Raw genomic sequence first — 17,835 nt, 5'->3', positions numbered from 1 at the left:
TAAGTACCAAAAAATACTTGACAATTACCATTATCAATTATCCATTCTCTCGTTTTTCTTCAAACCCTACTTAATACCCTGAATATCTAATTGCACAGTTTTTTCTCCTCGCCACTCATTGATAGATAATTTATAAGCAACATCAATATTAGGAGGTAAGGGATAATAATGACTTTTTTGCCACGCAATACATTTTAATTTTGCCCCTGACTCATCCTGAAGGGTTAATTGTAAATGTTCCCCTGTTTTAGTTAACTTCTGCGAAATGACCGTTATATCAGGAGTCCAAAAGATAGGTGGATCATTTTCTATACCCCAAGGATAAAGACTTTCTATTTCTTTTATTAGATCAAAATCAGCATCATAAAAACTAATCTGACTATCAACTTTAAGTAAAGGTTTAAGATGTTCTAGAGATAGTAACTGATGGCTAAATTCTCTTAATCTATCTTTGATTAAATCGAGATTTTTTGTCTCAAAACCAAAGCCTCCTGCGGCTTTATGACCTCCATATTTTAATAATAAATTATCACAATATTGAAGTGCTTTAAAGATATTATATTCCTCAGTACCCCTTGCGGAACCTCGAATATGTTTTTTTTCTTCGTCTTCATAGGTGGCAATAAATACAGGGACTCCATAACGCTCTACTAAACGAGAAGCAACAATACCAATTACCCCATGGTGCCAGTGTTCTCCTAATAATAGTAAAAAGCGATCGCCCTTATAATCAATTTTCCCCTCCTCAATGAAAGCAATGGCATCCTTCGTAATTTGATTACACAACTCCTGCCTTTTTTGATTAACGCTGTGGCACTCAGAAGCCCTCTGGAGGGCGATGGACTCGTCTTCGGTGGTAAGAAGTTCAATGACAATTTGAGGGTCACTAATACGTCCAATAGCGTTGATTCTTGGGCCAAGTTTAAAGCCTATATCATCGGAACTGAGGGTTTTTTTCTTTTTATCCACCCCTCCCACTTTAATTAAGGCTTGAATGCCCAAAATTTGGGGGTCTGCCAACAATTTTAAACCCCGTTTGAGCCAACGACGGTTAACCCCCGTCAGAGGTGCTAAATCGGCAATGGTACCGAGGGTATAAAGTTCTAGCAATTGCCTTGTTAAGCCCTCTAATTGCCCTTGTTTTTGAGCAAGGGTTACCCCTAACACATAGGCAACCCCTACCCCAGCTAAGCCTTTATAGGGGGAGCTAGGAGGTAATAATTTGGGGTTAAGGATACCATCGGCGGGGGGTAACTTGGAGGGTAAATCATGGTGATCGGTTATGATTACTTTTAAGCCTAATTCTTTGGCTAGGGCGATGGGTTCATAGGCTGAAATGCCGTTATCCACAGTCAAAATTAAACTTACTCCCTCCTCTTTAAATTCCTTGACAATGCGATTGTTAATGCCATAACCATCTTGCATTCGACTAGGAATGGCGTAATCAACCTTTGCTCCTAGGTGTCTCAAGGCTCGAATCAGTAGGGCGGTGCTAGTCATCCCATCGGCATCATAATCTCCGCAAATAGCTATTTTAGAGCCATGGGCGATCGTCTCTGTCAACAGATCCAGACACTTTGCTAAATCGGGAAATTCCGTGACGGGAGAGGGCAGAGTCTGGGCTTCAGGGTTGATATAAATTTCCGCATCCTCGGTACAGTGCAAACCACGATTGATAATCACCTCAGCCATAATTCGAGACAATCCCAAAGATTGGGAAAATAGCTCCACCAATTGAGGATTAGGCTGACCAAACCGCCACCGTTGTTCTGGTAAATTTGATGTCATCAAAACTTCCTTAACTCTACAGCATTTCTACCATCCACGGACTCCAAATAGACCTTCACTTTTTCATCCTTGGCCGTGGGCAACACTTTACCCACAAAGTCGGGGTGAATGGGTAATTGACGATGTCCTCTATCTACCAGTGCCAAAAGTTTAACAATTTCTGGTCTGCCATACTCTGCCACAGCATTAAGGGCTGCTCGAATGGTGCGTCCACTGTAAATGACATCATCCACCAAAATAATGGTTTTTCCTGTCAAATCCACGGGAATTTCGGTTCTTTCGGGGGTTCTCATCTGAATTTTGTCTAAATCATCCCGATAAAAGGTAATATCGATCGCCCCTACCGTTACTTCTTGTTGTTCAATGTGTTTAATTTGGGTTGCCAATTGTTGGGCGAGGGGTACCCCTCTTGTATAGATACCCAACAGCACCACCAAAGATAAATCTGGGGCTTCTTCAACTACTTGGGAAGCTAATCGATTTAGGGTACGGCGTATTTCATCGGCGGAGAGGATTTCAATAATTTGATTAATCATAGAATAATAATTGAGAATGGATAATTAACTTTCTGGAAAATTTAGACGATGGGGGTTAATTAACACTTGCTACCAATTACCTATTCTCCTTCATCTTTTGTTTCTGAAACCTTTAGGATATTATCATCATGATCTTTTGCTTCAGTCGTAACGTCTTCTAAATCGTCAACTTTGATTAAAACCACGGTAACGTTATCAGAACCACCATTATTTTTCGCTTCGGTAACGAGGCTATCGGCAACTTTATCTAAATCATCTCCATCTCCCAAAAGTTTAGAAATAATGGGATCGGTAACTTCTTCGGTTAAACCATCACTACAGAGCAAGAAGCGATCGCCCTTATCCATAGTATCAATCTTGTGGATGTCAATACCTTCATACAAATCTCTACGTCCCAAACATTGAGATAACACATGGCGCCAAGGGTGATGTTTCGCATCCTCAAGGGTAATTTCCCCAGCCCTAATGGCTTGACCAATCCAAGTATGATCTGAGGTGACTTGAATTAACATCTCATCCTGAAGCTGATAAAGACGAGAATCGCCAATGTGCGCTCGCCAAGTTTCTCCATTACGGAAGATTAAAACCACTACGGTAGTACCCATATCGCCCCGTTCAGGATGATTATCTTGATCCTCAAGAATACCCTCATTTGCTTGTAAAACAGCCTTTTCGAGAAGGTCGTAGGAATCCATGGGAGCTTCCCAATTTTCTTCCAGATAGTCCTTAATAACCTCCACCGCAATTTTACTGGCTTGTTCTCCACCGGCATGACCACCCATACCATCAGCGAGGATAAAAAATCTTCCAGATGTATCAGTATAAAAATTATCTTGATTATACGACCTTACCAGTCCTGGATCACTCAAGCCAGCGAATGCACATTTCATATGACTAATTTACCTTGATTGGGATTAAACATTAATTGCCTTAAAAAATTTAGAGGACGGATACCCCACCGTCTCATTATCTCTTAAATTTATCAGATTATTTAAAACAGACTTTATTATTTAAGTATATTAAATTTTACCATAATCTGATCAGTTATTTTAACCGTATTACACCCTAGAATTTGCGGTCTAATTTCTTAATTTGTTTTAATAATTTGAATAGAGCCACCGTGGGTAAAACGGCCACCACTCCAAGGGCGATCGCCACTTGCCACAAACTATTAACCACTAAAATAGTCGCCGACAAAACTAGGGTACTAATAATTAAAGTGTAATTAGTCGCCATCTGGGTACTACTGATACGGCGCAATAGCCGTTCTGCCTCAAGGGAACGTACCCTCAAGCGAATATCACCCCGATCTAGTTTATCAATGGTATCATCCAAACGAGCGGGTAAACCAAAGGCAGTGTTACCTACCTGCATCGCCTGACGGCTAAACTCATCTAAAATAGATTTACCATTATCCGCATTAAATTGACTCATAACATTTAGGGCAAAAGGTTGTGCAACTTCCATAAAATTAAAATCTGGATCTAAACCCTTACCAACCCCTTCTAGGGTAGAAAAAGCCCTCATCACAAAGGTAAAAGTAGCAGGAAAACGAAACGGTTGATCATAGGCAATCTCATAAAGATCTTCACTAATCTGCCCGATAGACTGTTCCTCAAAAGGCTTATCCATAAAGTTATCAAGCAAAAACTGTACAGAACGCCGAATAGGGCCTGGATCATCCATGGGAGCCAAAGCCCCTAATTCCACCAAAGAATCCACTACTCGCTCCGCATTTTTCTCGGTGACACCAAAAAGCATTTCCAATAACTTCTCTTTGATGTTGGGCTGTAATTGCCCCATCATACCAAAATCATAAAAGATTAAAGAACCATCAACATCTACCGCCAAGTTACCTGGATGGGGATCTGCATGGAAAAAACCATCATTTAAAAGTTGAATTAAATAAGCCCTTGCTCCCAACTTTGCCAACTCCTTACGGTCTAATCCTGCCGCCTCTAGGGCATCGTAATGGCTAATTTTGATCCCCGGCATATATTCCAAAGTTAACACCCTAGGAGAGCTATAACGCCAAAATACCCTTGGTACTTTGACCCAGCTTTCATCCCGAAAATTACGACGAAAAGTGTCAGCGCTGGTGCCTTCCAATAAATAATCGGTTTCTTGCCAGAGAATACGACAACATTCTTCATAAATTCCCATCCAATCCCGATTTTTGCCCCAACGGGGATGATTTTGAAAGTAACGGGCAATTTGTTTAAGGATACCTAAATCAATATCAAATAATTTGGGTAGTCCGGGGCGCTGAATTTTTACCACCACTTCTTCCCCCGTGATTAATTGGGCTTTATGAACTTGCCCTAAACTAGCGGCGGCTAGGGGGGTAGGGTCAAAGTTGAGGAATAGTTGATTTAGGGGTTTATTAAAATCTTTTTGGATGATGGCGCATACCTGCTCATAACTAAAAGCGGGTACTCTGTCTTGTAGTTTGGACAATTCTTCGACGTATTCTTCGGGAAATAAATCCGCTCGGGTAGAAAACAACTGCCCTACTTTGATAAAGGTGGGCCCTAGTTCGAGAAGATTTTCCCTAATCCATCCTGCCTGAATGCGACGACGGGCGACTAATTTTTCTTCGGTAAAGCCATCGGAATAACTCCATTTTTTGCCGTTACGCCATAGTTTGAAAAGTAGTAAAAGAACAAATGTCCAAATATCTATACGGCGACGGAGGGGGGAATAATTTTCGCTATTCCAACGATAGACTTTTTTCCCCGGTTCTGGTTTACGGGCGGGGATGACTTTAGGAATCTCGGAGGAGGGTTCCAAATATTTACTGGTGTTGGGATAGGCTGATGACACTTTTATTTTATGATGATAAATTGGTCTGATGATTTTGGTTGTTAAGCAATTGTTATCTTTGACAAGGTTAATGGTTGCTTATTTTTGACGATACTTGTTTAGTTCTGCTTTCAATCTAGCAATTTCTGCCCGTAGTTCGTCTAGTAGTTCTTGTAAGTCGACACTGGTATCCACTTCTACGGTTATGGTGGTGTTGGTACGATCATGATCGGATTGTTGTTTGGCAATGTCGGCTCTTAGTCTTACTTCTTCGGCAAATTGTCTTAGTCTTTCTCTGGTTTCTGCGTCAAATTTACCAACTTCACTGAGGGTGTTGGTGAGGGTGTCTTCCACTTTTTCTGTCAAGACTTCCGCTAGGGCTTTACCAAAGAAGAATGCTTCTGTTACTGGATTACTCATTTGCAATATTTCTTAACGCTTTTGTTACAAATTATATCTTTATTTCTCAGAATCTGGATCGGTTTGTCGGGTAATTGATAATTGAGAGTGAATAATTGATAATTAATTTTTTATATGGGGGATAATTTTTTACAAAAAAAACTCCCTTGGGGCAAAGGAGTAGGATGGGGTGGAGATGTAAAGATTGGGAGTTATTAATTTTCTGAGGCAGGTTCTAGTTTTTGGGGGGAGGGTAGTTTGAAGGAGACGAGGGCGGCGACGAGGACAAAGAAGCTGGAAATCCAGAGACAGCCGACAATGCCAAATAGTTGGTAACTGATACCTGATGTAATGGTACCTAGTAGTCTTCCCCCTGAGTTTGCCATATAATAAAAGCCTACGTTTAAAGCCACATCATCGTCTTCAGTGTAGGCTAAAACAAGGTAAGAATGGACGGCGGAGTTGAAGGCAAAAACGATGCCAAAGATAATTAAACCCCCTGTAATGACCCATTGGGGATCTAATCCTGCCATGAAGCTAAGGGCGATCGCCACTGGTACAATGGTTAAAACTGATGTCCAAATCTGGATAGTCTTGGCTTGGGGAGCGGTACTTTTTTTGTTTTGTCCGAGGATGGCAGGGGAGAAAGACTGAATAAACCCATAACCAATTACCCAACAGGCCATATAAGTACCCACCTGAATAAAAGTCCAATTCAACTCACTTTGGAAAAACACGGGCAACGCCACCACAAACCAAATATCCCTAGCACCAAATAGGAAAAATCTGGCAAGAGATAAAATATTAATAGCTTTACTTTTAGAAAATAGCTGTTTAAATTTAATTTTGGCTTTGATTTTACCCATATTTTTGGGCAATAATCGACCTGTCAAAAAGATGATAAATAATACCCCTGCTTGGATAAATAAAGCATTGGTAAACCCTGTTAATTCTAATAGGGCTGCACCGACAAAAAATCCTAAACCCTTGAGGGCATTTTTAGAACCCGTGAGAATGGCAACCCATTTAAATAACTTGGATTCCGCTTCTTTTGGTACTACCAAACGCACAGCACTTTTGGAACTCATCTTGGTTAAATCCTTGGCGACTCCTGAGAAGGCTTGGGATGTCATGACGTATAACACCTGAAACCATACCGCCCATTCTGGGTTGAGAAAACCAAGCATTACGAGGGCAAAAATTTGTAAACCAATACCTCCGTAAAGGGTTAATCGTAAGCCAAATTGTGAACCAATCCAGCCTCCAAAAAAGTTGGTGACAACGCCAAAGATTTCGTAAAAGAGGAATAAAAACGCGATTTCGATGGGGGTATAACCAAGTTGGTTAAAGTGTAATAATACGAGCATTCTTAATGCTCCATCGGTGATGGTATAGCCCCAGTAGGCGGCGGTAACTAGGCAATAATTTCTTAGGTTTTTGTCCATTTTTTTATTGATGTAGTAATTTTGATCCCCCCTAGCCCCCTTAATTAGGGCAGGTAACGGGGAACGGGGAATAGGGAACAGTTTTCGATGGTTTATGGTTGTAAATTGATAATATAAACATTTTTAATTACTCCTTAATTCTGAAACTACCAAAATGCTGTATTTCTTTATTGGGGAAGGTTTAAGCGTCTTTGTATTCCTACTTTGAATCACCCCTGCCGCCAATTTGGGGCGAAATATAATTATTTTTTGGTAATAGTTGGAGAATTATGGATGAAAACCATTCCCCGTTGCCTATTCCCCATTCCCTCAATTAATTGACTGAGCGATTTTGGCGACTAATTCTGCCATGCGGTTGGAGTAGCCCCATTCGTTGTCGTACCAAGCAAGGATTTTTACTTGGGTGTCATCAATTACCATGGTGGAGGGGGCATCAACGATGGATGAGCGGGGATCATCTTTATAGTCAATGGATACAAGGGGGCGTTCTTCGTAACCCAAGATGCCTTGGAGAGGGGCGGTGTTTGCTGCTTCTTTTAGTAGTTGGTTAACTTCTTCTACGGTGGTTTTGCGATTTACCTCAAAAACGCAGTCTGTAAGAGAAGCGTTGAGCATGGGGACTCTAACAGCGACTCCGTTAAGTTTTCCTTTTAGTTCTGGATAGATAAGGACGATTGCAGTAGCGGATCCTGTGGTAGTGGGTACAAGGGATTGCAAACAAGATCTCGCCCTTCTCAAATCCTTGTGAGGAGCATCGACCACAATCTGAGTATTTGTAACATCATGAATAGTGGTAATAACTCCGTGTTTGATACCCAAACCCTCTTGAATAACCTTGACTACGGGAGCTAAACAATTGGTGGTACAGGAGGCGGCAGTTAAAATATGGTGTTTTTCTGGGTCATATAAATGGTCATTAACTCCCACTACTACGTTTAAAGCATCTTCTTTAACGGGAGCAGCTACCACTACTTTTTTTACCCCACATTTAAAATATGGATTTAGGGTGTCAGGGGTGCGAAATTTCCCAGAACTTTCGATGACTATGTCCACCCCATAATCTGACCATGGTACTTGTTGGGGGGTAGGAAATTCGGAAAAAGTGATTTCTTTTCCTTCAATTACTAGGTTATTTTCTTTGACATGAATATTTTTATCCCATCTACCATGGACCGAGTCAAATTCTAGTAAATGGGCCGCACACTCTACTCCCCCTTTAATCTCATTGATATGGACAAACTCAATGGCAGGATTATCCCACCCCGCACGAAGAGATAACCTGCCGATTCTCCCAAAGCCATTAATTCCTACTCTTATCGTCATATTTACTTATATACCAAAAAATATTGTTTTATTTATTAAAATTAATCTTAGCATCAAAAAAACTTAGTAGATATGTTTCCAAATTTATCTTTTGGTCTAAAACCTTAGAGGTAAGTAAAGAAAGATTTTAAGTCGGAAATTTATCATCCTGGTAAGTTTTTGAGACACGTAACCATAAAAACAATATAAGGTAGCTAAATTAAGAGATGATTAAGGAACTTATGATAACGAAATCAATTTTTATTGTTTAGTGATGAGTCAAGAGGTTTAGTTTCCTTGTCGATGATAGGTTAAATGCGGATTTACAATAGCTTACAGATTGCTATAATTATCGAAATATTTATGATGTGAGGTTTTAGTAATGAGATTGTTTAAGGCATTATCCAAATCAATTATCAAGTACCGTTTTTCAATACTATTAATTGTTTTAATTCCTCTTATAATTACAAGTTCTTTTTTGACCCAAGATTCTCAGGCACAATCTGGAGGAGTGAGAAGTTATGGTAAATTAATCGGACAATGGCGATCGCAAGTACAATTCACCACAGGAGGATTTGCGGAGGTCAAAGACCTAGAATTTATGTACAGCTTCAACTTAGGGGGAACTATGACCGAATCATCAAACTATGATGCTGCCCCCCCCGTCCCTCCTGCTTACGGTATTTGGCGACAAGTAGATACTAATAAATTTGAAGCAAAATACGAATACTATGCCACCACGCGCCCAGAAAATACCAGTTTAGAGAATATTTGGAGTGGTTGGCTACCTGCTACAAGGGGAGTATTGACCGAAAATATTACCCTAGATAGTGAGGGTGATTCATTTACGTCCACAATCACCTATGAAGCATTTGATAAAGATAATAATTTGATAGTTGATGGAGGCGGAATAGCCACTGGAAAAGCCGTTAAACTTCAATTTGACTAAATATAATCTTTGGGAAGAATATAATAAAAATCAAGTTTAAATATTCACTATCTATTATTGATTATTCATTCTAACCCTCTTTTATGGGGTAAGATTAAGACTGAAAAAAATACCATTCAGTGAACTTTTAAGTCTGTTTGAGGGTCAAAAAACCTATGGACAGGATAAAATAAACCCCATGGATCATCAGATATATAGTGCTTTAACCTTATTTATAAGTCTGTTAGTAGAGGCCATGCCCTTTTTGTTGTTTGGGGTACTCCTTTCTAGTAGTTTAATTGTTTTTCTCGATGAGGGTAAATTAATCGAGATGTTACCGTCAAACCCCATTTTAGGAGCGTTTATCGGTAGTTTTTTTGGCTTTTGTTTTCCTGTCTGTGAATGTGGTAATGTTCCTGTGGCCCGACGTTTTCTTTTGCAGGGTTTACCTACTTCTGTGGCAATTTCTTTCCTTTTAGCAGCCCCCACCATTAATCCTGTGGTTTTGTGGTCAACTTATGTGGCTTTTCGGGGGCAACCAGAGGTTTTTTGGTTGAGGATTATTTTTTCTTTGACCATTGCCATGACTTTGGGTTGTTTATTTAGCTTACAAAAAGATTGTCGTCCGTTGCTTAAACCTTCCCTTGCCAAGCGTTTAACAGTATTGTTAGATGCTAAGGCTCAAGCAAAATCTAAACCTGTTAATAATCTTTCTAATAGTTATAGTTTGTTACAATCAGGGAGTTTTATTCTGGGGCAACCAGGGCAGGTAATCAAGATGGATGATGCTTTGTTGAAAGCGGAGGAAGAAAAACAAAAAAAGGAAGCATTGGGGCGCAAGTTTAATCTTTTTATTGAAAATATTACCCAAGAGTTACGGGATTTGGGCGGTGTATTGATTTTGGGCAGTGCGATCGCCTCTATTATCCAAGTATTTATACCTAGGGAAATTATTTTAAACATTGGACAAGACACGGTCACATCAATTATTGCCATGATGGTATTAGCCTCGGTAGTGTCTATTTGTTCTACCGTAGATTCATTTTTCGTGCTGTCTTTTTCTTCTACCTTTACTACCGCTTCTCTTGTGGCATTCTTAGTATTTGGCCCCATGATTGACATTAAAGCCATGGGTTTGATGTTATCTATTTTTAAACCTCGGATGATCTTTTATTTAATGGTAATTATTGCCCAATTTACCTTTATTTTTACTCTTTCCTACAGTTATTTTTTCTAGTGAAATAATTAGTTATATATTGAAACTCCATAATGAAGACTATTAAGAAAAACCTGTTATTTTTTCCATTATTAGACTTTTCTGCCTTCTTCTTTTGGGGGTTATTACTTTTTAAATATTGGGCAACGGGAGAATTAAATAGATTAATCCATCCTAATTATTTCCTATTGGTTTTCATCGCCAGTGTTGTATTATTCATCATTTCTTCTCTCAAAGTCCTACAGATTTATCTGAGATACTACCGTAAAAAAGCATATATGAGGAGTGATAATCAAAACTCCATTTTATTATTACCAAAAGGATGGGGAAGTTCTCTTTTAATCGCTGTAGCGGTATTTGGTTTAGTTACAGAGCCGATTATTTTAAATAGTCAAAGTGCTATCCAAAGGGGGCTAGTGGATTCTTTACCCCCCGTTACCCTACAACTAGAATCCTTTGGGACAGGGACAAAACCCGAAGAAAGAACTATTATTGAATGGGTACGTACTTTACACGTATATCCTGAGCCTGATACTTATAAGGGGCAAAAAGCAAACATTACAGGGTTTGTGGTGCATTTAGATTCTTTGCCCGATGATTATGTTTATTTATCCCGTTTTATTATTACCTGTTGTGCGGTGGATGCTTACCCCGTAGGAATACCCGTTAAGTTACCTGAGTCGAGGGAAAATTATCCCCCTGATACTTGGTTAACGATACAAGGAGAAATGATGACTCAAATTTTGCCACCTTTAGATGCTACGGTTACAGATACCCGAAGAGAGGTAAGACACTTGGTTTTGAATGCTTCAGAAGTGGAGATAATTCCTACTCCTGCTGATCCTTATGGCTATTAAATAATTTAGAAATGCTACACTGGTACCATTAACTGTACAATAAAATTTAGTAGTTATGCAAATAGTTAATGCTAGTACTGCCAGAGCGAATTTATTTGGATTAGTAGAACAAGTTAATCAAGATCATTTACCACGGATTATCACCAGTAAAAAAGGGGATGCGGTATTGTTGTCTAAGGAGGATTGGGATAGTTTACAAGAAACTCTTTATTTACAATCTATTCCGAATCTAGTGGAATCTGTTAAACAAGCAGAGTTCGAAAATGATTGGGTGTCGGAAGATGAGTTTCTGGGGTTATTGGATGGTTTGGAGGATTGAGTTTAGCCGTGGGGTTTTAAAGGACGTTAAAAAGATAAAATCAGCTAATCTTGAGAATAATCTTAAAAAGTTATTGGAAATATTAAAATCAAATCCCTATCAACTTCCTTATGAGAAATTATCAGGAAATTTAAAAGGATATTATTCAAGGAGAATTAATATTAAGCATCGTCTTGTTTATCGCATTGAGGAAGAAAATAAGTTAATCAAAGTTGTTTCCATTTGGTCACATTATGAATAGCATTTTTGCGTCAAAAAAGAACGTTAAAAATTAAAGTCCCCCAAAATTGGGGGATATTTTGAGGGTTAAACTTTAGTTAAAGTTTTGTTTCTATTTCTTCTACCGAGAGGGTTTCTTGTTTACCCGTATCGAGATATTTTAGTTGGATGGTGTTGTTTTCTACTTCACTTTCTCCCAATACTAAGCATATTTTAGCACCAGTGCGATCGCCCCTTTTAAACTGCTTTCCGAAGTTACTACCTGTCAAATCAAGCTCGACTTTATAACCCTTTTGTCTCAAATCTTGGGCAATGATAAGGGCTTTCTTTTCGGCGTTTTCACCCCTAGAGACAAAGTAAATATCAGGACTAGAAGTGCAAAGGGGTTGTAATTCTTTCAGCAAGAGAATTAAGCGCTCCATCCCCATAGCCCAACCGATGGCAGGGGTATCACCGCCCCCTAGTTGAGACACTAAGCCGTCATATCTTCCTCCTCCGCACACTGTCGCCTGAGCACCTAAATCGGCGGATTGGATTTCAAAGGCGGTATCGGTATAGTAATCAAGCCCCCTCACCAGTAAAGGATTAAGGTGATAGGTAATATTAAGATCGTTTAATAGTTGACAAACTTGATCAAAATGTGCTTTGGATTCTGTGCCAAGATAGTCCAAAATAGAGGGGGCATTCTCCGCAATCTCTTGGGTTTTCTTGTCTTTACTGTCTAAAATACGGAGGGGGTTACGCTCTAGGCGATCTTGGGAATCTTGATCTAAATCATTTTTGTAGGGGGTGAGGTATGCCACCAAGGCATCTCGATAGTTTTGTCTATCTTCCCCACTACCCACGGAGTTGAGTTGTAAGCTGAGGTTTTGTAACCCCAAGGCTTTTAAAATATCAGTGGCGATCGCAATTACTTCCACATCAGCCCGAGGGGCTTTTACTCCCAACAACTCCAAGCCGATTTGATGAAATTGCCTTTGTCTTCCTGCCTGGGGGCGCTCGTACCTAAACATCGCTCCTGTGTACCACAATCGTTGAATACCATTACTAGCCAACTTATTTTGAATATAGGCGCGTACTGCCCCTGCTGTGCCTTCTGGACGTAGGGTTAAAGTGCGATCGCCCCTATCAGTAAAAGTGTACATCTCTTTACCTACGACATCCGTCGCCTCGCCAATACCGCGCTCAAACAAAGGAGTCGGCTCAAAAATAGGAGTCCTAATTTCCTGATAACAAGCCCGAGACAAAACCTCAAAAGCAGTCCTTTCCAAAAACTGCCAATAAATAGCCTCATCAGGCAAAATATCCCTAGTACCACGAATTGCTTGAATTTGTTCCATCAAAACTTAATTCCTAAAAAATAATCACAAAAAAACTTTAATAATTAAACCGAAAAATTGTCAACAAAAAGTCTAACTTCTTTCAAAAACCCTTCCGTTGACTCATAGGGCAAAACATTACGACCACTAATTTTTTTGCCTTCCAAATTAGGAATATTTTTACCATACAATTCAATTCTTTGATCAGGACTTTCCTTAAAACCATCCTTGCTAACACTACTAGCACTTTCACCTATCAACAGTAAAATTTTCTGATCTAACTTTTGCATTAACTTAGTATAATCTTTACGCCAAAAACCAGCCAAAAAAGAAAATACAGCATAGCGATTTTTAGGATCTATAGCACCCTTTTCCAACATATCCAACCACTCAGCATCTACCCCATCAGCCTCAGCGAATAACTGCTTAATAGAAAAAGACTCAATAAATTTTCTTCTTTGGGCATACTTATAAAACAAAGAACCCACAAAAGAATCAAAAAATACATTCCAAACAATATCACTAATTTTACTATTACCCCCATTAGTCATAATATTCCAAGCAGGAGGTCCAGACAAAATTAAACCCTTAATTAAATCACACTTTAAATCCCCTGCTGCCATATAAACAGAGATAGGAAAAGAAGCCCCTTGCACTACTAAAATACAAGGTTTTTTGACCACATTTTCTAAAAAGATATTTAGCTGACTAGCCCAATCTTTTGGATCATAAGCAATACGAGGTAAATCACTCTCACCACAGCCTAACAAGTCGGGATTATAAACCTTATAATTACCATCAGAATCAGTAATAGCCTTTAAAAAACGATGCCAAAATATTCCAGATAAACCCACCCCAATAGGATGAATTAACACTAAAGGTAAAGATTGTGAATCATTATCCGAACCATATTCAGTATAAGCACATTGATATTTTTTCCAAGAATAAAACTTAGTTTCAGGTAAAATAAACATAATATAAAAAATTATCTTAATAAAATAAATCTGAGTTACAATAGCATTATCAAAGTGCTAAACATAATTCTTAAAGGCTAACCTTAAATTAATTAACATCTAATCATAATTACTAACTTTTAAGTTATACATTTTCATTCCCAAAGGAAAAAAAATTCCTCCTTGGCGATCGTTCAGATATAATTAGTAACGATAGTTGTCACTCACCGATGGCTAATTATCAAAAAAACTCAGCCTTTTGTAGTGTAATAGATAATAAACCATTAATGGTCAAATAATAAAGGATTGAATGACTTTTGAAAGCTGTTAAACAAATATCTTTTGTTGTACCCAGTGACTTACTCTGTTTAGGGGAAGTTTTAGGGAAATATGAGGAAGTAAAACCAGAATTTATTAATCAAAGAGTTTGGCTAGAATGTCAGTTGGCTTTGGCAGAAGGTTTTACAAATGCGGTGCGTCATGCCCACAAAAATCTCCCCCCGGAAACCACCATCGAAATAGAGATTATCATTAACCCTTCAAATTTGGAAATCAAAATTTGGGATCAAGGCAATCCTTTTAATTTAATATCTTCACAAGAATCAAACAGTAAGGATAACCATTTGAAGACAGGAGGAAGGGGTATTGAAATCTTAGAAAAAGTTGCCGATGAATTGAAATATGAACATCATCCCAACAATCGAAATTGTTTAACAATTAAAAGAAATTTTGGTGTAAAGATATAATAAAAAACGAAAACCACGCCTAAAGAAGCGTGGCAGAGTTTCATTTTAATTTAAATGACTATTATTTGTTTATTTGGTTGTCATCATCATCAAGTAAAGAATCAAGGTCAAATTCAGCTATATCATCATCATTAGATTCGGAATTATCTAACTCAAAAGGATTAACTTCAGCACTATCAGAATCATTAGATTCATCCACCAAAGCACCTAAATCAAACTCATCATTATCATCATCCCCAGATAAATCTAAATCTAAATTAAAGTCATCGTCAGAAGAAGAAGTTTCATCCTCAATTCCCAATTCAGAGAAATTTAACTCATCGTCATCATCACCCGATAAATCTAAATCATCCCCAGACAACTGATAATCATTATCTTGCCCATCATTAGCGTCATCAGGGCTATCAAAGGATTCAAAGTCAATTACTTCCTCATCATCAGACAATTCGGTGTCAATTTCGGCGAAAATCTCATCATCACCTTCACTAATATCCACAGTGGCAACTTCTTCAGATTCTTCCTCATCAAAAATGGAAATATCAAAGTCATCAGAATCATCATCAGAGATTTCTTCCTCAGAAGATTCTTCTCCCATAATATTATCCATCACCTCGGACAATTGTTCTCCCATTCCTTCTAGGGTTGCAGAAACTCCCTCTCCTAATTCATCTAACGATGCAGGAGCATTTTCGGTCATTTCTCCTATCCAATCTTGGGCTTCTTCGGTAAATTCTTCGACATTGGCAGTGAATTCATCTAAAGACTCTTGGGTATTTTCTGCCACTTCCCCAATCCAATCTTCGGCTTCTTGGGTTGATTCTTCCATACTATCGGTCAACTCATCCAAGGATTCTTGGGTATTTTCTGTTACCTCACCCATCCAATCATCGTTTTCATCGGTAAATTCTTCGCCCTCTTGAGCAAATCCTTCTAAAGATTCCTGAGTGTCTTGGGCTACCTCACCAATCCAGTCTTCAGTGTCTTCGGCTAATTCCTCTGCATTGTCCGTCAATTCCTCTAAAGATTCTTGAGTATCCTCTGTTATTTGTTCACCGAATTCTTGAACTTGTTCTACGGAAGAAGATTCTCCTTCTGATTGATAATCATCGGCTAGTTGTTGGATGTAGTCTCCTGGAATAACCGCAGCACCAATATTTTCTGGTTGTAAGTCTAGTTGAGTTTCGGGTAATTCTTCTTGATTTTCATATTCTTCCCTTACTGCTCTAATTTGGTTATCTAACTCTTGTTGATAGTTATTAACTAATTCTTCGATGTGAGCTTGGTAACTTTGTTCTAAGGTTTGTTTTTCTTCTTCTAATTGAGAGCTTCTCTGTCGTAGGGATTCTATTTCGGACTCTAGGGGTTGTAGTTGGGCAATTTGGGCTTCTAGGGACTCAATTTGGCTTTTGGCGGAGTCTAGTTCGCTGGTATCGGCGGAAGTCTCTTGAGCTTCTTTGAGGGCGTTTTGTAGTTGATTTTTTTGGTCTTCTAGGTCGATTAGTTGAGTGTTTAGGCTCTGGATTTGGTTTTCATAGGTATCTTGTTGTAAGGCAATGGTTTGGGCAGATTCGGCTTCATATTCCTGCCTTAAGGATGCGATTAATTCTTGTTTTCTAGTTTCAAAATTTTGTTCGGCTTGTTTGAGGGCTTTTTGCTTTTCTTTTTCGATTTCTTCGGGATTTACTTTACCTTTATTAATTAAAAACAATACTACTGCACCAATGATGATGCCTATTATTATGCCAATAGCTATTTGCATTTCTTATGCCTCCGCATTTATATTATTTTTTATTTGTTATGAACTATTTTTTATTTTTAGTCTAAAAGTATTATATTGATAAAATTTATTTAAGAATCTTATTTTATCATTTTAAGTATTTTTACTTACTTGTGTTGTAGGCTTCATAAACTCCTTGGACGTTGTACCAATTGAGGAAGATTCGGGCTATTTCTAGGGCTAGTTGGGGTTTTCCTTGGTCAATGAGCCATTGTAATAAGGGTTTCATGGTTTTTTCGTTTAATCTTCCCCCTAGGGATAGGATGCCCCACAGTAGGCGATGAATCCAGGTCATTTGAATCATCATTTTTACTTCGTAGGTGGGGTGTTTTTGATAAAATATTACGCCCATTTTTCCCCGTTGAATTTCTTGCTCGATGAGTTTGGGTATTTGTTGGAGATTGAAGGGGGGATGCCAATGGTAGCCAACGGCTTCGGGAGTTTTGATTAGTTTTAGTCCTATTTTTTTTAGTCTGACTCCTAATTCTAGGTCTTCCCAACCATATTGCCGAAAGTTGGGGTCAAATTTTCCTACTTTTTCTAACCATTTTTTGGCGATCGCCACGTTGCCCGTCGCAAAATAAGCGGCGGAGTAGTCAGTAATTTTGTAGGGTTCTGAGGTAGGATTATCAAAGTTAGCGGTGTTAATTACTGCTCCATAGGTAAAGGTGCGATCGTGACCTAGTTTTTCTTGGGCTTTGATTAGGCTTTGGGCGTGAGCATTCAGAAAACTGGGAGTGACGACTAAATCACTATCAATAAAAATAATCGTGTCTCCTTGGGCTTTTTCTATGCCTAGGTTACGGGCGATCGCAGCTCCTTGATGATTTTGTAAGAAAAGACTAACATGGGGAAAGTGGGCTTTTTGTTGCTCAATCCAGCCAATAGTATCATCCGTAGAACCATCATCCACCACCACAATTTCATAACCATCAATCAAACCAGAATCATAATCCTGTTGCTCGAGCGCCCTTAAGCACTTTTGCAAAATCGGCAGACGGTTATAAGTAGGAATAACGACACTAAAAAACACTCTTTTGACCCAAAATAAATTACCTATGATTTTACCCTAGATCTCGTCTAACCATATCCTTTTTGAGATAATTAACACAAAAAAACACCATCAAAGGGTTAAATGAGAAAAGTAAAAAAAATCTTATAACCCTTGAATTATAAGCAAATAAAACCATTAGAAACAAGATTTTACTTATAATTTCTTATCAACCTGA

The 17,835-nt window shown here is 38.7% G+C and carries 17 protein-coding genes; 6 read left to right on the top strand and 11 right to left on the bottom strand.

Going from position 1 to position 17,835, the window contains the following annotated elements; genetic code table 11:
• Nucleotides 1–66 precede the first annotated feature (66 nt).
• The 7 genes from recJ to AA637_RS11640 all read right to left on the bottom strand — a co-directional run bounded on the left by recJ (nt 67) and on the right by AA637_RS11640 (nt 8,293).
• On the bottom strand, nt 67–1,788 hold the full coding sequence (gene recJ / locus AA637_RS11670) for a single-stranded-DNA-specific exonuclease RecJ (protein ID WP_446682902.1): 1,722 nt from the start codon (nt 1,786–1,788) through the stop codon (nt 67–69).
• On the bottom strand, nt 1,788–2,324 hold the full coding sequence (pyrR, locus tag AA637_RS11665; RefSeq protein WP_446682901.1) for a bifunctional pyr operon transcriptional regulator/uracil phosphoribosyltransferase PyrR: 537 nt from the start codon (nt 2,322–2,324) through the stop codon (nt 1,788–1,790). Before pyrR ends, recJ begins: the two co-directional genes overlap by 1 nt.
• Nucleotides 2,325–2,404: 80 nt before the next feature.
• The gene (locus AA637_RS11660) at nt 2,405–3,214 is read right to left on the bottom strand and encodes a PP2C family protein-serine/threonine phosphatase (RefSeq protein WP_446682900.1); all 810 of its coding nucleotides are present in this window, start codon (nt 3,212–3,214) and stop codon (nt 2,405–2,407) included.
• 175 nt (nt 3,215–3,389) lie between these two features.
• Nucleotides 3,390–5,096, bottom strand: a complete 1,707-nt coding sequence (locus AA637_RS11655) for an ABC1 kinase family protein (RefSeq protein WP_446684583.1) — start codon at nt 5,094–5,096, stop codon at nt 3,390–3,392.
• A 129-nt stretch (nt 5,097–5,225) separates the two neighbouring features.
• Complete coding sequence (locus tag AA637_RS11650; RefSeq protein WP_446682899.1) at nt 5,226–5,546, bottom strand: DUF6825 family protein; 321 nt, start codon at nt 5,544–5,546, stop codon at nt 5,226–5,228.
• Nucleotides 5,547–5,740: 194 nt separating this feature from the next.
• Entirely contained in the window at nt 5,741–6,970 is a 1,230-nt protein-coding gene (gene arsJ / locus AA637_RS11645; RefSeq protein WP_069790369.1) for an organoarsenical effux MFS transporter ArsJ, read from the bottom strand.
• Between the two features lie 309 nt (nt 6,971–7,279).
• Nucleotides 7,280–8,293: an ArsJ-associated glyceraldehyde-3-phosphate dehydrogenase gene (locus AA637_RS11640; protein WP_446682898.1), complete on the bottom strand. Its 1,014-nt coding sequence runs from the start codon at nt 8,291–8,293 to the stop codon at nt 7,280–7,282.
• A gap of 457 nt (nt 8,294–8,750) precedes the next feature.
• Here AA637_RS11640 and AA637_RS11635 point away from each other — a divergent pair, with 457 nt between their 5' ends.
• The 5 genes from AA637_RS11635 to AA637_RS11615 all read left to right on the top strand — a co-directional run bounded on the left by AA637_RS11635 (nt 8,751) and on the right by AA637_RS11615 (nt 11,833).
• A complete protein-coding gene (locus AA637_RS11635; RefSeq protein WP_446682897.1) occupies nt 8,751–9,221 on the top strand; it encodes a hypothetical protein in 471 nt (156 codons plus the stop codon).
• Between the two features lie 178 nt (nt 9,222–9,399).
• Nucleotides 9,400–10,437 carry a permease gene (locus AA637_RS11630; protein WP_446682896.1) on the top strand — a complete coding sequence of 346 codons (1,038 nt, stop codon included), beginning with the start codon at nt 9,400–9,402 and terminating at the stop codon, nt 10,435–10,437.
• A 32-nt stretch (nt 10,438–10,469) separates the two neighbouring features.
• Nucleotides 10,470–11,273 (top strand): TIGR03943 family putative permease subunit, encoded by an 804-nt coding sequence (locus AA637_RS11625; RefSeq protein ID WP_446682895.1) that lies wholly within the window; start codon nt 10,470–10,472, stop codon nt 11,271–11,273.
• A gap of 55 nt (nt 11,274–11,328) precedes the next feature.
• A complete protein-coding gene (locus tag AA637_RS11620; protein WP_446682894.1) occupies nt 11,329–11,592 on the top strand; it encodes a type II toxin-antitoxin system Phd/YefM family antitoxin in 264 nt (87 codons plus the stop codon).
• Nucleotides 11,576–11,833, top strand: coding sequence for a Txe/YoeB family addiction module toxin (locus tag AA637_RS11615; RefSeq protein ID WP_446682893.1), 258 nt, complete (start codon nt 11,576–11,578; stop codon nt 11,831–11,833). Before AA637_RS11620 ends, AA637_RS11615 begins: the two co-directional genes overlap by 17 nt.
• A 76-nt stretch (nt 11,834–11,909) precedes the next feature.
• Here the strand turns inward: AA637_RS11615 and hisS are convergent, their stop codons facing one another.
• The gene (hisS, locus tag AA637_RS11610; RefSeq protein ID WP_446682892.1) at nt 11,910–13,151 is read right to left on the bottom strand and encodes a histidine--tRNA ligase; all 1,242 of its coding nucleotides are present in this window, start codon (nt 13,149–13,151) and stop codon (nt 11,910–11,912) included.
• A 44-nt stretch (nt 13,152–13,195) separates the two neighbouring features.
• Nucleotides 13,196–14,104, bottom strand: a complete 909-nt coding sequence (locus tag AA637_RS11605; protein WP_446682891.1) for an alpha/beta fold hydrolase — start codon at nt 14,102–14,104, stop codon at nt 13,196–13,198.
• Nucleotides 14,105–14,400: 296 nt separating this feature from the next.
• On the opposite strand from AA637_RS11605, the gene AA637_RS11600 reads away from it, so the two are divergent.
• Nucleotides 14,401–14,829 (top strand): ATP-binding protein, encoded by a 429-nt coding sequence (locus AA637_RS11600; protein ID WP_446682890.1) that lies wholly within the window; start codon nt 14,401–14,403, stop codon nt 14,827–14,829.
• 61 nt (nt 14,830–14,890) lie between these two features.
• Here AA637_RS11600 and AA637_RS11595 read toward each other — a convergent pair whose 3' ends face one another.
• Together AA637_RS11595 and AA637_RS11590 are read right to left on the bottom strand one after the other, a co-directional pair.
• Nucleotides 14,891–16,588: a hypothetical protein gene (locus AA637_RS11595; RefSeq protein WP_446682889.1), complete on the bottom strand. Its 1,698-nt coding sequence runs from the start codon at nt 16,586–16,588 to the stop codon at nt 14,891–14,893.
• Between the two features lie 121 nt (nt 16,589–16,709).
• Entirely contained in the window at nt 16,710–17,639 is a 930-nt protein-coding gene (locus AA637_RS11590; protein WP_446682888.1) for a glycosyltransferase family 2 protein, read from the bottom strand.
• Between the last annotated feature and the right edge of the window lie 196 nt (nt 17,640–17,835).

Origin of the sequence: Cyanobacterium sp. HL-69, assembly GCA_002813895.1 — a bacterium.
In the GTDB taxonomy this organism is placed as follows: Bacteria; Cyanobacteriota; Cyanobacteriia; order Cyanobacteriales; family Cyanobacteriaceae; genus Cyanobacterium.
This window is presented reverse-complemented; position numbering and strand designations above follow the sequence as displayed.

Bases quoted from the DNA above. Each gene is read 5' to 3' on its own strand.
- AA637_RS11605 (WP_446682891.1), bottom strand. From the start codon at position 14,104: ATGTTTATTTTACCTGAAACTAAGTTTTATTCTTGGAAAAAATATCAA.
- AA637_RS11615 (WP_446682893.1), top strand. From the start codon at position 11,576: ATGGTTTGGAGGATTGAGTTTAGCCGTGGGGTTTTAAAGGACGTTAAA.
- AA637_RS11640 (WP_446682898.1), bottom strand. From the start codon at position 8,293: ATGACGATAAGAGTAGGAATTAATGGCTTTGGGAGAATCGGCAGGTTA.
- AA637_RS11660 (WP_446682900.1), bottom strand. From the start codon at position 3,214: ATGAAATGTGCATTCGCTGGCTTGAGTGATCCAGGACTGGTAAGGTCG.
- AA637_RS11620 (WP_446682894.1), top strand. From the start codon at position 11,329: ATGCAAATAGTTAATGCTAGTACTGCCAGAGCGAATTTATTTGGATTA.
- arsJ (WP_069790369.1), bottom strand. From the start codon at position 6,970: ATGGACAAAAACCTAAGAAATTATTGCCTAGTTACCGCCGCCTACTGG.
- recJ (WP_446682902.1), bottom strand. From the start codon at position 1,788: ATGACATCAAATTTACCAGAACAACGGTGGCGGTTTGGTCAGCCTAAT.
- hisS (WP_446682892.1), bottom strand. From the start codon at position 13,151: ATGGAACAAATTCAAGCAATTCGTGGTACTAGGGATATTTTGCCTGAT.
- AA637_RS11630 (WP_446682896.1), top strand. From the start codon at position 9,400: ATGGATCATCAGATATATAGTGCTTTAACCTTATTTATAAGTCTGTTA.
- AA637_RS11595 (WP_446682889.1), bottom strand. From the start codon at position 16,588: ATGCAAATAGCTATTGGCATAATAATAGGCATCATCATTGGTGCAGTA.
- AA637_RS11650 (WP_446682899.1), bottom strand. From the start codon at position 5,546: ATGAGTAATCCAGTAACAGAAGCATTCTTCTTTGGTAAAGCCCTAGCG.
- pyrR (WP_446682901.1), bottom strand. From the start codon at position 2,324: ATGATTAATCAAATTATTGAAATCCTCTCCGCCGATGAAATACGCCGT.
- AA637_RS11625 (WP_446682895.1), top strand. From the start codon at position 10,470: ATGAAGACTATTAAGAAAAACCTGTTATTTTTTCCATTATTAGACTTT.